The sequence below is a fragment of the Mesorhizobium sp. NPDC059054 genome (assembly GCF_042739215.1).
Taxonomy (GTDB): Bacteria; Pseudomonadota; Alphaproteobacteria; order Rhizobiales; family Rhizobiaceae; genus Mesorhizobium.
On record NZ_JBHYHV010000004.1, the window covers coordinates 599,702 to 612,103 of the forward strand.

Sequence of the window (12,402 nt, forward strand, 5' to 3'; positions counted from 1 at the left end):
CTCATCACCCCTTCATTGCGCCCGACACCAGCTCGTTCACAGCCGCTTCCGCCTCTTGCCGGGCCTTGAGCTTGCCGGCGAAGTCCGCACCGGCCGCCTTTGCGGTTTCCGGCAGTGTGTCGTATTCGGACAGCGCCTTGGCATAGTCGCCCTGGTTCACCGCAACCTCCATGCGTGCCACGGTTTCCGGCGCCCCCTTGCCTTCGACGGCACCGATCGGCCGCACCTTTACAAGTGATTCCGCGCTGGTCAGCAGGCGCTGGAATACGCCCTGGTTGGGATCGACCGGCGTTGCCGCCGAAATCATCGCATTGGCGGCATCGCCAATGCCGGCGGTGATGTCGATACGCGTCGGGATGCCCTTTTCAGCATAGGCGCGCAAGGTTGCGATCTGCGGCGCATCCGGCCGGACTGCCGCGAAAGTCTCGAGCTCCGCAGTGAAAGGGGCGCCGCGATCGAGCGCGGCCTTGAGCGCCGAAGCCGCGATGGCCAGCGCGATCTTGGGTTGCGAGGCCTGCGCATCCACTTTGCCGGAAAGTTGCGAGGTCTGTTGCTCGACCGCGCCAAGGCGACCGTCCAGGGTGGCTGCGGCCTGTTCCGCAGACTGCATCTGCGCCTCCAGCGTCGTCACTTTGCTGTTCAGCGGTCCCAGGTCGATGGCCGCCGCGCCATTTTCGCTGCGCAAGGCGGCGAGCGCAGTGTCGAACTCAGCGACCTTGTCGGAAAGCGCCTTCATCTGCCCCTCGTCGACACCCGTGGCTGGCGGTGTCGCTTTCAGCGCGGCGACTTCAGCCTTCACCTGGTCAAGAGCGGCCGCAAGCTGCGCCGAGGCATCTGGATTGGGGTTCGACCTGAGCGCTGCGACCTCGCCTTTGAGTGCTGCGATTTCGCTGTTTGACGCCGCATCGGAAGAACCCAGCAGACCGGCGGTTTGCAGAACGCCTATTCCCGCGAGGGCCACGACACCACCGATCACACCGGCAGCAAGAGTGCCAAAGCTGCCGCGTTTCGGTTCGACAGGTTGATCGTTCACAAATCCCCCGTTTGCCTTGCGGTCGTCAGCTGCCTTCGCCGTTTCCGGCGCGGTTTTCTGTTCTGTTGCTTCCGCTTCCGACCGGGCATGGTTTTCGCCGAAATCGTAATCGAAACCACGGGATTGGGAAGCAGTATCGTTTGATGCCGCTGCGCCCTGGCTGGCCTCGGAGGCAGCCGCTTCTGTTTGCTCTTCGGATTCCGGCATTTCCGCCCGCGCGTCCAAAGCCTCTTCCGGCTGTGTGCTGGTGTCGGGCTGGTCCTTACCGCTCACCCGCGAAACGTCGGTGGGATCGAGATCGATCGTCACCGGTTCGCGACGGCTCCTGGAATGGCGCGTCTTGGGCGTCTTGACCATGCTTCGGCTCCCCAAATGGTTCGGACCGTCAGGCGGCAGGCTAAAAACGGTCTACCACACCTCCAAGCTGTGAAAAGGGGCGGTATGATGAAGCAGCTTCATTCCAGCGCGTTGAGCAGCGCCAGCAACGCGTCTTCGTCCGGCCGCCCCGCGACCGCCAGCCGTCCAGGAAAAACAGCGCTTGCTGCCTTGGCAACCCGCACCGAGAGCGTCAGGATGCGTGTCTCTTCAAAATAGCGCGCCAGTTCGGGCCGCTGCGCCAGTGCGGAATAGGCCTGCGCCGCCTTGGCGGAATAAAGCAGCACCGCATCCACCGGCCGGCCGGCAAGACGTGTCGCCGCCACCTTGCCGGGATGATCGACCGGCAGCGTGTCATAAGTCTCGACGGGCAGTACCTTGACCTCTTGTTCGGCAAGGAATGCCTCGAAATCGGGAGAGCGGATGCGGCCGCATAGATAGACAACCGTCCTGCCGATGAGCGAAGGCGCGATCAGCCCAGCCAGTTGCCCGGCATCGCCCGACCCCACTTCGGCGACGGAAAGCCCGGCTGCGCGTGCCGCGGCGGCCGTCTTCGGTCCAACGACATGGCAAGGCAGGTCTTTGGCTCGCTGCAGAACATCGGCTGACGCATGACGGATGGCGTTGGCGCTTGTCACCACAAGCGCTGCCGCAGCCTCGGACCAGGTGTCAGCAGTGACAGGCAACGCGTGGGTTTCGGAAAGCGGCAGAACCACCGGTTCGAAGCCAAGCTCCCGGAGCCGCGCCGCCGTGCGGCTGGCCGCCGGCTCCGGCCGCGTCACCAGCACGCGCATCATTCAGCGCCGTCTCGCCAGGGGGACATCAGTTCCAGCCCTCGAAGAAGTGAGCGCCGGCACGCGCCCGAATATCCGCCCCGGCCTCGGCGCCGATCGCCGCCGCATCCTTGCCGAGCCCCCTTCGTGCCACCTCGCGAACATCGCTGCCATCGGGTGTGAGGATCATGCCGGAGAAAGACAGCTCCTCGCCTGCGACCGTCGCGTAGCCTGCGATCGGCGTGCGGCAGGAGCCGTCGAGCGCAGCGAGGAAAGCACGCTCACAGGCTAGGGCCTGCCCTGTCGGGACATCGTGGATAGCGGCGAGCAAGACACCCGTCTCCGCATCACCGATGCGGCTTTCGATGCAGATCGCGCCTTGCCCCGGCGCCGGCGGAAACGCCTCCAGCGACATCACATCAGTGGCGATATGCTCCAGATCGAGCCGTTTCAGCCCGGCCAGCGCCAAGATCGTGGCGTCGGCGACCCCTTCATCCAGCTTGCGCAGCCGTGTCTGCACATTGCCGCGAAACAGCACCACTTCGAGATCGGGCCGCATACGCCGGATCAAGGCCTGGCGCCTGAGGGAAGAGGAACCGACCTTTGCCCCTGCCGGCAGGTCGGCTATGCGCGCTGCCTTGCGGCTGATGAAAGCTTCGCGAGCGTCCTCGCGTGGCAGGAAAGCGGATAATTCCAACCCTTCCGGCAACATCGTCGGCATGTCCTTCGAGGAGTGCACGGCGATATCGATGCGCCCGTCAAGCAGTGCTTCCTCGATCTCCTTGGTGAAAAGTCCCTTGCCTCCGGCTTCGGATAGCGGCCGATCCTGGATTCGATCGCCACTGGTCGAAATGACGACCACGTCGAACGCTTCTTCCGGCAGGCCATGTGCCGCCATCAGCCTGTCGCGCGTCTCATGTGCCTGCGCCAGCGCCAGAAGGCTGCCTCGGGTTCCAATCTTCAAGGTTGTTTGCATCAAGCGCGGTCCGTGATAACCCCGGCTCGGAGCCTGAGCTCCGGATATCCAGCCCTCTCCTAACGGGGAAGTGGCGCATGGGCAATCATCGAGGTTTGCGGCGAATTGATCCGCGTTCTGGGCATAGAGACGAGCTGTGACGAAACGGCGGCCAGCATCGTAGCGCTGGACGGCGCTTCCGCGCCGAAAATCCTGTCCAATGTCGTGCTCAGCCAGATCGCCGAACATGCGGCATTTGGTGGCGTCGTGCCCGAGATCGCCGCGCGCGCCCATGTCGAGGCGCTGGACGGCATTGTCGAGGCGGCACTCGCCGACTCGGACATGAGCCTGAATGACATCGACGCAATTGCCGCAACCGCCGGCCCGGGCCTTGTCGGCGGCCTGATCGTCGGCCTGATGACGGCAAAGGCCATCGCCGCTGCCGCCGGCAAGCCCCTGCTCGCCATCAACCACCTCGAAGGCCATGCTTTGACCGCCCGGCTGACCGATGGCCTGACCTTTCCTTACCTGCTGCTTCTGGTTTCGGGCGGACACACCCAGATCGTGCGTGTCGCCGGCGTCGGCGACTACCAGCGCTGGGCCACCACCATCGATGATGCGCTGGGCGAAGCATTCGACAAGACCGCCAAGATGCTCGGCCTGCCTTATCCAGGCGGCCCCAATGTCGAGAAGGCTGCCGCGAAGGGTGACCCGGCCCGCTTTGCCTTCCCGCGGCCGATGAAGGGCTCGCCCCAGCCCGATTTCTCTTTTTCCGGACTGAAGACCGCCGTGCGCCAGACCGCCCAGGCGATCGCACCGTTGACCGAACAGGATGTCGCCGACATCTGCGCTTCGTTTCAGACAGCTGTCGCCGATGCGCTCGCGGACCGTGTTTCACGCGCATTGAGCCGCTTCAGGGCAGAATTTCCGCACGAAGAACGGCCCGCACTTGTCGTCGCCGGGGGTGTTGCGGCCAATCGGATGATCAAGACGACGCTGGAAGGGCTCTGCGACAAGGCAGGCTTCCGTTTCGTCGCGCCGCCGCTGAAACTGTGCACCGACAATGCGGCGATGATCGCCTGGGCAGGCATCGAACGCTTGCAAGCAGGTCTGAAGGACGAGAACGCCTTCGATTTCGTGCCCCGTTCGCGCTGGCCGCTCGATACTGTCTCCACGCCGGTGGTGGGCGCGGGAAGACGAGGAGCCAAGGCATGAGCGAAGTGCAGGCAAGTGATCGCCGCATTGCCGTCCTGGGTGGCGGAGCCTGGGGTACCGCGCTGGCGCAGGCCATGCTGCGAGCCGGCCACAAAGTATCGTTGTGGGCACGCGACGCGGAAATGGTTGCAGCGATCCGGCGGGGCGAAAACCCGCGTTATCTGCCCGGTATCGCCATAGACCAAGGCATTGCGGCGAGTTCATCCCTGGCTGAGGCCCTGAAGGACACCGATTGCATCCTTGTCGTCACGCCCGCGCAGTCGCTGCGTCAAGTTCTCACCGAAACGAAACCGCACCTCGCCACCACCGTTCCGGTGGTCTTGTGCGCCAAGGGGATCGAGCGCGACACGGGCGCGCTGCTGTCGACCATTGCCGGCGAAATCCTGCCCGACAATCCGATTGCCGCCCTGTCGGGGCCAAGCTTTGCCACGGATGTCGCCAAAGGCCTGCCGACCGCCGTTGTCGTCGCAGCGCGCGAGGAAGCCCTGGCCGTTGAACTCGCGGCGCTGTTTTCCGCCCGCAATCTGCGCTGCTACTCCAGCGACGACCTTGTTGGCGTCGAGATTGGCGGCGCGCTGAAGAATGTATTCGCCCTGGCCGCAGGCGCAGTGACCGGCGCAGGCCTCGGCGCCAGCGCGCAAGCCGCCATGGTGACGCGCGGCTTCGTCGAATTGCGCCGCATTGGTGCTGCCTTCGGGGCCAAGCCGGAGACACTGATGGGCCTTTCCGGCCTGGGCGACCTGATGTTGACCTGCTCCTCGGCGCAATCGCGTAATTTCGCTTACGGATTGGCGCTGGGACGAGGCGAATCGCTTGCCGGCCGTCCTCTGGCCGAAGGGGTGCCGACAGCGGCGATTGCGGCCCGCCTCGCCGCCGAACAGGGCATCGATGCGCCGATCATTTCGGCCGTGGCTGCCATCCTGGAAGGCGCCATCACCATCGGCGAAGCCGTCTCCATGCTGATGACGCGGCCCCTGAAAACGGAAAACGACTAAACCGACTGAGGAAGCACGATGCTGTTTGCACTGATCTGCAAGGATAAACCCGGCCACCTCCAGGTGCGCCTCGACACACGCCCGGATCACCTCAACTTCCTCAACGGGCTGAATGCCGACAAGAAGCTGGCCTTTGGCGGCCCCTTCCTCGACGCCGACGGCAAGCCGAATGGTAGCCTTGTCGTCATCGAGGCCGCCGATCTCGCCGCCGCAGAGGCGCTGGCTGCGGCAGATCCCTACGCCAAGGCAGGCCTTTTCGAGAGCGTCGAAGTCAGACCGTGGAATTGGGTGTTCAACAAACCGGCCGAAGCTTGAGTCCGCGGGCAGCAGAGGGACCACGATGAATTATTGGCTCTTCAAATCCGAACCGTTCAAATTCTCCTTCGACATGCTGAAGGAGAAGGGCAAAGCCGGCACGCAATGGGACGGCGTGCGCAATTATGCGGCGCGCAACAACATGAAGGCGATGCAGATCGGCGACCTCGGCTTCTTTTATCATTCCAACGAAGGACTCAACATCGTCGGCATCGCCGAGGTCTGCGCACTGGCGCACCATGACACGACAACCGACGATCCGCGCTGGGAATGCGTCGATATCCGCGCGATTCGCGATGTGCCCACGCCGCCGACACTGGCGGACATCAAAAACAACCCGAAGCTGTCGGAAATGGCGCTGGTCAGGCTCGGACGCCTGTCGGTGCAGCCCGTGACTCCCGCGGAGTGGAAGGAAGTCTGTCGCATGGGCGGTCTCAACCCCGCACCGTGACGCTGACGCCGCAAACCGCCGAACGCTTCATCCTCGACAACACGGCGCCGATGACGCCGCCGCACGTGCCCGAAATCACCCTGCGCCTCGCCGATGAGGCGCATGATCTGTGGCGGCGTACCGAGGAGGAATTGGCTGAAATCGGCTTGCCGCCGCCCTTCTGGGCCTTTGCCTGGGCCGGCGGACAGGGATTGGCGCGCTACCTGCTCGACCATCCGGAAATCGTGCGCAACCGCCGTGTGCTGGATTTCGCCTCAGGCTCCGGCCTGGTCGCCATCGCCGCGATGAAGGCCGGTGCGGCGTCTGTCGAGGCAGCCGATATCGATCCCTTCTGCGAAACGGCGATCCGGCTCAATGCCGAAGCAAACAGAGTCGCGGTCACCTTCAACGGACAGGATCTGGTCGAAACCGACACAGGATGGGATCTCGTCCTTGCGGGCGATGTCTTTTACGAAAAGCCATTTGCCGAGCGGCTGTTGCCGTGGTTCTCCGCTTTGAGGGCTCGTGGCGCCGATATTCTGATCGGCGATCCCGGCCGCGCCTACCTGCCGAAAGCCGGCCTGGAGCGACTGGCGACCTATGAAGTGCCGGTAACGCGGGCGCTGGAGGACGCCGAGGTCAAACGCACCACCGTCTGGCGTTTCATCTAGGCAATCTACCGCTCTAGAAATCATCCCATGGTCGTCGTGCCGTATCGATCGGCGGCGCATGCGCCTCCGCCAGGATCCAGTCCTTGAAGGCGACAATGCGCGCATCCTGCGCCGACGCTTCCGGATAGACCAGGAAATAGGCGAATTCCGGCGGCACCTTGATGCCGAGTTCGAAGGGTCGCACCAGCCGGCCTTCGGACAGATCGTTGGCGACCATGGCGAAGTCGGCCAGCGCCACGACATTGCCACCCGCAGCGGCGGCGATGGCATCGGTGGAGGTCGTCATCACCACCGTGCGGCTGTCATCGAAATCCTCCACGCCTGCCGCCGCCATCCACATGCGCCAGTTCGGCCAGACGATACCCTGGCGGACCCATTCAATGTGAACGAGCGTATGTTTGAGCAGGTCGCGCGGCTCGGTGAGTGGCGGCCCCTGCCGCAGCAGTTCCGGGCTGCAAACCGGAATGATGACATTCTCGAACAGCCGCGCCGAGCAAAGCCCCGGATATTTTCCGGTGCCGAAGCGGATACCGATATCGACATCGTCCCGATCGAAATCCCGCACATCATAGGTGATGTCGAAGCGCAGATCGATGTCGGGATATAGCTTGCGGAAACCATCGACACGCCGCAACAGCCACCGTGTGGCAAATTCCGCGCTGGCTGTCACCTTCAACTGTTCCGTTCCACGGGAAAGCTTTTTAGCCTTGGCCACCGCCCGGTTGAGCGTTTCCAGCGCGTCCGTCGCGGCATCCACGAGCGCCAGTCCGGCCTCCGTCAGCCGGATGCTGCGGCTGGTTCGCGTAAACAGGATCAGGCCGAGCTGATCCTCGATTTCCTTGATCTGATAGCTGACGGCAGCCGGTGTCAGCCCGAGTTCATCGGCCGCGCGGGTGAAATTGAGATGGCGTCCTGCCGCTTCCAGCGTCCGCAAGGCACGGGTTCCAGGCAGCAGGCGGGACATGGCTATCTTCAAGCGCCCCTTGATGATCTGCCAAGAACTACTCGTTTCCCCCTTTCGTTTCAATGAGAGATACTGGGATCAGTCGAAAATTGCCAAGCGAAGCTTAAAGTTTCGCTCTTGATGAAAGACGTGCGTTATGTCCGCGATCGTTCTGAAATGCCCTCCGGAGCGGCCAAGCCGCATCCAGCCCGTGTTGGACTGGCTAAGGCAGGCGCGCATCGCTGCATCACTTCCGCTGCAGAACGCCGAGGCCCTCTCCGACTCCTACCTGCGTGACGTCGGCCTGCGTCGGGAAGACGTTGCCCGCACGGTCACCGAGGCCCCGCAGCGCCTTGGCCTGCTCGACCTCGGCTGGCAGGCACCGCAAAGGCCGAAGCGTCGCTGACGCTGCGCCGACCTCTCAGCGGATCACCTTCACCACCGTACGATCAGACAGCAGCGGCAACAGCCGCGCCATGGTTTGCGCGGTGACCGCCACGCAGCCTTGCGTCGGCGTGAAGCCCGGCCGCGCCAGATGGAAGAAGATCGCGCTGCCGCGTCCGCGACGGCGCGGCGCGATGTTCCAGTCAAGCACCAGACAGGCATCATAAAGCCGGTCGTCTCGCTTCATGCGCTCGTGACTGGCGCCATAGGGAATCCTCACCGGCCGGTTGTAGTTGCGGTCGTCAGGAACCTCGCACCAACCAAGATCCGGACCGATGGGTGCCATCGCAAGCCGCGTACGCCGCGCGCCGGCAAACTGATCATTGCGGAAATAGCCGGACAGGATGCGCATCGCCGCGAGTGGCGTCGCACCGTCGCCTTCGCGTTTGTTCGCCGAAATACCGCCTCGTCCCAATGCGCAGGAAAACACCAGTTTTCCTGCCTGCAACAGCCCCTTGGTTCCATCGCCGGGGCGAGCCCGCACGACGAGTGTGCGAAGACCTGTGCGCAATGGCCGGTCCGCCCCATTGCGCACACGGTTTTTCGGATATGATGTTACCATGGAACAAATTACCGTGATCGGCTGTTTAAGGCGACAGCATCCGCATAAACGGATTCCGGTCAACGACACATCTATCTTTTTGTGATTTTGAAACAACGGATTGATCCATGACTTCACGCACCATCCTGGTTGTCGATGACGACGAAGACCTCCGCACCACGCTGGCAGAGCAATTGTCACTCTATGAGGAATTCGACGTCCTGCAGGAGACCAGTGCGGCGAAAGGCGTCGCGACAGCACGCGGCGGCATGATCGATCTGCTCATCATGGATGTCGGCCTGCCGGACATGGACGGCCGGGAAGCCGTGAAGATCCTGCGCAAGGGCGGCTACAAGGCTCCGATCATCATGCTGACCGGGCATGACACCGATTCCGACACGATCCTGGGATTGGAAGCCGGCGCCAACGACTATGTGACCAAGCCGTTCCGCTTCGCCGTTTTGCTTGCGCGCATCCGCGCGCAGTTGCGCCAGCATGAGCAGAGCGAGGACGCCACTTTCACGGTCGGACCCTACACCTTCAAACCGAGCCAGAAGCTGCTCATCGACCAGCGCGGCGGCAAGGTGAGGCTGACCGAAAAGGAAGCCTCCATCATCAAATATCTCTACCGCGCCGAGCAGAAAGTGGTGACCCGCGATGTGCTCCTGGAGGAGGTGTGGGGCTACAACTCCGGCGTCACCACCCACACGCTGGAAACCCACGTCTACCGCCTGCGCCAGAAGATCGAACACGATCCATCGAACGCGGCGATCCTCGTCACCGAAAGCGGCGGCTACAAGCTGGTTCCCTGAACCACGCCACCGCCTGCCCAAGGCTCATGCCCTGTTTAGCCAATGGCCGGGATTTCCCGGCCGTTTCACTATGGGGCGGCACGCAGCAAAGCTGCCTTTTCTTGACCCGCTCCCCTGTCCGAACAGATTCTGTTAAAGGCTCTATATTATTGGTCAATTAAGTGTAGTTGACCGGATGGCGATTTTGGGTGGGGTCGCGCAACGGAGGGAATGACCTGTCGGTCCGGGGACATAACTGATGGCGCTGGATGACGACATCCGTGTCCTGTCCGCCGTGGGGCTCTTCGAGGGCTTCACGCCGGAACAGTTGCGTCTGCTCGCCTTCGGTGCCGAGACCACCTCGCTGCCGGCGGACAGGAAGCTCTATCGCGAGGACGACGAAGCCGATTCCGCCTATGTCGTGATCAGCGGCCGCATCGCCCTTTATCGCGAAGCCGACAGCAACCATGTCGTGATCAGCACTGCGGGACCCGGTGCCATCCTGGGCGAGCTGGCATTGATCGCCGACACAAAACGCCTGACGAGTGCCTCCGCGGCGATCGATTCGCAGGTTCTGCGCCTCAACCGCAAGATGTTCCGGCGTATTCTCGAGGAATATCCCGACCTCGCGGTGCAGCTGCACCAGCGAATCGTCGAAGAGTTGCAAGCGCTGATCGAGCGGATCGAACAGCTGGCGCCGCGCTTCGGCGGCTAGCGGAACACCTGTGGGCACGACTTTTCATCTCGTTCGTGGCGGTCTGGACGATCTGCCTTTCATCATGGCTACAGAACGGCTGGAAGGGTACGACCGGCTCGTTGGACGCTGGGACGAGCAACGGCACCGCGATGCCTTTGTCGACGGCAGCCATGCCTATTTCATCGGCTATGACGGCCCGGCACCGGTCGGGTTCGCCATGCTGCGTTTCTGGAACGCGGTCGAGCGCACGACGCTGGTGCGCCGCGTTGCCGTCGTCAGCCCCGGTCAGGGCCAGGGACGACGCCTGCTTGCCGCCGTCGTCGCGCACGCCTTCCGGGAGACCGATGTTCATCGCCTCGTCATCGGCCTGTTTCCGGACAATCTGCGCGCCCGGCGCATGTACGAAGCGATCGGCTTCAAGGCAGAGGGCATTTCGCGCGGCAGTGCCTATTTCGGCGGCGAATATCGCGACGAACTGGCAATGTCGCTGTTGCGCCCCGAATGGGAAGCGGCCAACGCCTAGCATTTTTTTCAGAGATCGAACCGGGCAATCACCGGTACATGGTCGGATGGGCGCTCCCATCCGCGGGCGACGCGCAGGATCTCATATCCCGTGAAAGCCGGCACGAGGTTGTTCGAGGACCAGACATGGTCGAGACGGCGGCCGCGATCCGACGCCTGCCAATCGGCGGCGCGATAGCTCCACCAGGTATAGATCTTCTGTTCGACGGGCACATTCAAACGCATCAGATCGGCCCAGGAGCCCTGCTTGCGCATTGCCTCGAAACTCTCGGTCTCGACCGGCGTATGGCTGACGACGTTGAGCAGTTGCTTGTGCGACCAGACGTCGTGTTCGAGCGGAGCGATGTTGAGATCTCCGACCAGGATCGATCCCGCGCCGTCATTTTCGTCGGCGCGAACGCTGTTCATCTCCTGCACGAAATCGAGCTTGTGCCGGAACTTCGGGTTGATCTGGGGATTGGGTTCGTCGCCGCCCGCCGGCACATAGAAATTGTGAAGCACGATCTTCCTGCCGCCAGCCTCGAATCGTACCGAAATATGCCGGCTGTCTTCGATCTCGCAGAAGCGGCGCCTTTCCACGATTTCGATCGGCCGCCGCGCGACCGTGGCGACGCCGTGATAACCCTTCTGGCCGTGGATGGCGATGTGCTCGTAGCCCAGCTTGCGGAAAGCGTTCGCCGGAAACAGATCGTCCGGGCATTTGGTTTCCTGCAGGCAGATGATGTCGGGATTGCGCTCCGCGATCAGCTGTTCGACCAGCGGCATGCGTAGCCTGACCGAGTTGATGTTCCAGGTTGCCAGGGTAAAAGCCATGCGTGTTCCGAACCCGTGCCCGTCAAGCCGGCGGGCTCAAGCGAAGGCATCAATGCGATGAAATTTGCGCGGAACCTGCCAGCCTGGGTTCGGAAAAACAAGACGGCGCACCGGACAAGGATCCAGTGCGCCGAATTTCCACAAAGAGTTTAGGAAATGACGGCAGTCGGACCAGGCGCGCTGCGGCCAAGCCTCAACGGAAACCCTTCTTGGCATTGAGCTCGCGGTTGGCCGTATAGTCGATCTTGAACGTATCGGGCGCGAAGGAAACGCCTTCCCTGGTGTTGAAGATCATCACCGTGGTGTCCTTGCCCTGCGCATCGGTGATCGTCCACTGGCGCAGGTCGTAGGTCTTCGGATCGAACATCATGGTGATGGTCGAATTGCCGAACACCTGCTTGTCCGACAGCTTGATGGTGATGAGGTCTTCCTCTTCCTTCACATTCTTCACGCGGTCGCCGGACAGGTCGATCCTGTCTTCGAGCAGGAGCTTCAGCGGCGTCTTTGAAAGCGGGTAGAGGTCGGATGTCTGCAACTTCTTGTTGAGAAGCACGACCGATTCGCCGTCCGAGATCACCTTGAAGTTGGCCGCGCCTTCATAGTTGAAGCGGATCTTGCCCGGACGTTCCAGGAAGAACTTGCCGCCGGTCTGTTCGCCTTTCGGACCGAACTGCACGAATTCACCCGTCATCGACTTCACCGCCGAGAAATGATCGGCGATCTTCTGGGCGGCAGGCGGGACAGCGGCCTGGGCGGCGGCCACGGGCATGAAGGCCGGCACGGTGTTGGCAGCAGCGGCACCCACCACCATCAAGCCAAACCCGAGCAACCGCCGCCGCGTCAAGGCAAGGCCGGTTGCTGCTGCGAAAAGGTTGTCTTCCATGCCGCT

The 12,402-nt window shown here is 62.7% G+C and carries 16 protein-coding genes; 9 read left to right on the forward strand and 7 right to left on the reverse strand.

The window, feature by feature from the left end:
• Positions 1–4: 4 nt before the first annotated feature.
• From ACFWXH_RS20135 to hemC, 3 genes are all read right to left on the reverse strand, one after another.
• Positions 5–1,390 carry a COG4223 family protein gene (locus ACFWXH_RS20135; RefSeq protein ID WP_379123143.1) on the reverse strand — a complete coding sequence of 462 codons (1,386 nt, stop codon included), beginning with the start codon at positions 1,388–1,390 and terminating at the stop codon, positions 5–7.
• A 98-nt stretch (positions 1,391–1,488) separates the two neighbouring features.
• A complete protein-coding gene (locus ACFWXH_RS20140) occupies positions 1,489–2,205 on the reverse strand; it encodes a uroporphyrinogen-III synthase (RefSeq protein WP_379123145.1) in 717 nt (238 codons plus the stop codon).
• 25 nt (positions 2,206–2,230) lie between these two features.
• On the reverse strand, positions 2,231–3,157 hold the full coding sequence (hemC, locus tag ACFWXH_RS20145; RefSeq protein WP_379123147.1) for a hydroxymethylbilane synthase: 927 nt from the start codon (positions 3,155–3,157) through the stop codon (positions 2,231–2,233).
• A gap of 108 nt (positions 3,158–3,265) precedes the next feature.
• Between hemC and tsaD the strand changes: the two genes are divergently transcribed.
• Genes tsaD through ACFWXH_RS20170 form a run of 5 tightly spaced genes read left to right on the forward strand, consistent with a single transcriptional unit; the run spans position 3,266 to position 6,762 of the window.
• Positions 3,266–4,351 (forward strand): tRNA (adenosine(37)-N6)-threonylcarbamoyltransferase complex transferase subunit TsaD, encoded by a 1,086-nt coding sequence (gene tsaD, locus ACFWXH_RS20150; RefSeq protein WP_379123307.1) that lies wholly within the window; start codon positions 3,266–3,268, stop codon positions 4,349–4,351.
• A complete protein-coding gene (locus ACFWXH_RS20155) occupies positions 4,348–5,346 on the forward strand; it encodes an NAD(P)H-dependent glycerol-3-phosphate dehydrogenase (protein ID WP_379123149.1) in 999 nt (332 codons plus the stop codon). Before tsaD ends, ACFWXH_RS20155 begins: the two co-directional genes overlap by 4 nt.
• Before the next feature lie 18 nt (positions 5,347–5,364).
• A complete protein-coding gene (locus tag ACFWXH_RS20160; protein WP_379123151.1) occupies positions 5,365–5,661 on the forward strand; it encodes a YciI-like protein in 297 nt (98 codons plus the stop codon).
• A gap of 25 nt (positions 5,662–5,686) precedes the next feature.
• Positions 5,687–6,112: an EVE domain-containing protein gene (locus ACFWXH_RS20165; RefSeq protein WP_379123153.1), complete on the forward strand. Its 426-nt coding sequence runs from the start codon at positions 5,687–5,689 to the stop codon at positions 6,110–6,112.
• Entirely contained in the window at positions 6,067–6,762 is a 696-nt protein-coding gene (locus ACFWXH_RS20170; RefSeq protein WP_379123154.1) for a class I SAM-dependent methyltransferase, read from the forward strand. The genes ACFWXH_RS20165 and ACFWXH_RS20170 overlap by 46 nt, the downstream gene beginning before the upstream one ends.
• A 13-nt stretch (positions 6,763–6,775) precedes the next feature.
• Here ACFWXH_RS20170 and ACFWXH_RS20175 read toward each other — a convergent pair whose 3' ends face one another.
• Positions 6,776–7,726, reverse strand: coding sequence for a LysR substrate-binding domain-containing protein (locus ACFWXH_RS20175; RefSeq protein WP_379123156.1), 951 nt, complete (start codon positions 7,724–7,726; stop codon positions 6,776–6,778).
• Positions 7,727–7,862: 136 nt separating this feature from the next.
• Here ACFWXH_RS20175 and ACFWXH_RS20180 point away from each other — a divergent pair, with 136 nt between their 5' ends.
• Positions 7,863–8,111 carry a hypothetical protein gene (locus tag ACFWXH_RS20180; RefSeq protein ID WP_379123158.1) on the forward strand — a complete coding sequence of 83 codons (249 nt, stop codon included), beginning with the start codon at positions 7,863–7,865 and terminating at the stop codon, positions 8,109–8,111.
• Positions 8,112–8,126: 15 nt separating this feature from the next.
• Here the strand turns inward: ACFWXH_RS20180 and ACFWXH_RS20185 are convergent, their stop codons facing one another.
• Positions 8,127–8,711: a L,D-transpeptidase gene (locus tag ACFWXH_RS20185; RefSeq protein ID WP_082407337.1), complete on the reverse strand. Its 585-nt coding sequence runs from the start codon at positions 8,709–8,711 to the stop codon at positions 8,127–8,129.
• A gap of 107 nt (positions 8,712–8,818) precedes the next feature.
• On the opposite strand from ACFWXH_RS20185, the gene ACFWXH_RS20190 reads away from it, so the two are divergent.
• The 3 genes from ACFWXH_RS20190 (at position 8,819) to ACFWXH_RS20200 (ending at position 10,701) form a co-directional block, all read left to right on the forward strand.
• The gene (locus tag ACFWXH_RS20190) at positions 8,819–9,502 is read left to right on the forward strand and encodes a response regulator transcription factor (RefSeq protein WP_054310344.1); all 684 of its coding nucleotides are present in this window, start codon (positions 8,819–8,821) and stop codon (positions 9,500–9,502) included.
• 238 nt (positions 9,503–9,740) lie between these two features.
• Positions 9,741–10,196 carry a cyclic nucleotide-binding domain-containing protein gene (locus ACFWXH_RS20195; RefSeq protein ID WP_054310345.1) on the forward strand — a complete coding sequence of 152 codons (456 nt, stop codon included), beginning with the start codon at positions 9,741–9,743 and terminating at the stop codon, positions 10,194–10,196.
• Between the two features lie 10 nt (positions 10,197–10,206).
• On the forward strand, positions 10,207–10,701 hold the full coding sequence (locus ACFWXH_RS20200; RefSeq protein WP_379123160.1) for a GNAT family N-acetyltransferase: 495 nt from the start codon (positions 10,207–10,209) through the stop codon (positions 10,699–10,701).
• A gap of 8 nt (positions 10,702–10,709) precedes the next feature.
• On the opposite strand, the gene ACFWXH_RS20205 is transcribed toward ACFWXH_RS20200, so the two are convergent.
• Together ACFWXH_RS20205 and ACFWXH_RS20210 are read right to left on the reverse strand one after the other, a co-directional pair.
• Positions 10,710–11,513: an exodeoxyribonuclease III gene (locus tag ACFWXH_RS20205; RefSeq protein WP_379123162.1), complete on the reverse strand. Its 804-nt coding sequence runs from the start codon at positions 11,511–11,513 to the stop codon at positions 10,710–10,712.
• A gap of 193 nt (positions 11,514–11,706) precedes the next feature.
• Positions 11,707–12,396: an outer-membrane lipoprotein carrier protein LolA gene (locus tag ACFWXH_RS20210; RefSeq protein ID WP_379123164.1), complete on the reverse strand. Its 690-nt coding sequence runs from the start codon at positions 12,394–12,396 to the stop codon at positions 11,707–11,709.
• Positions 12,397–12,402 lie beyond the last annotated feature (6 nt).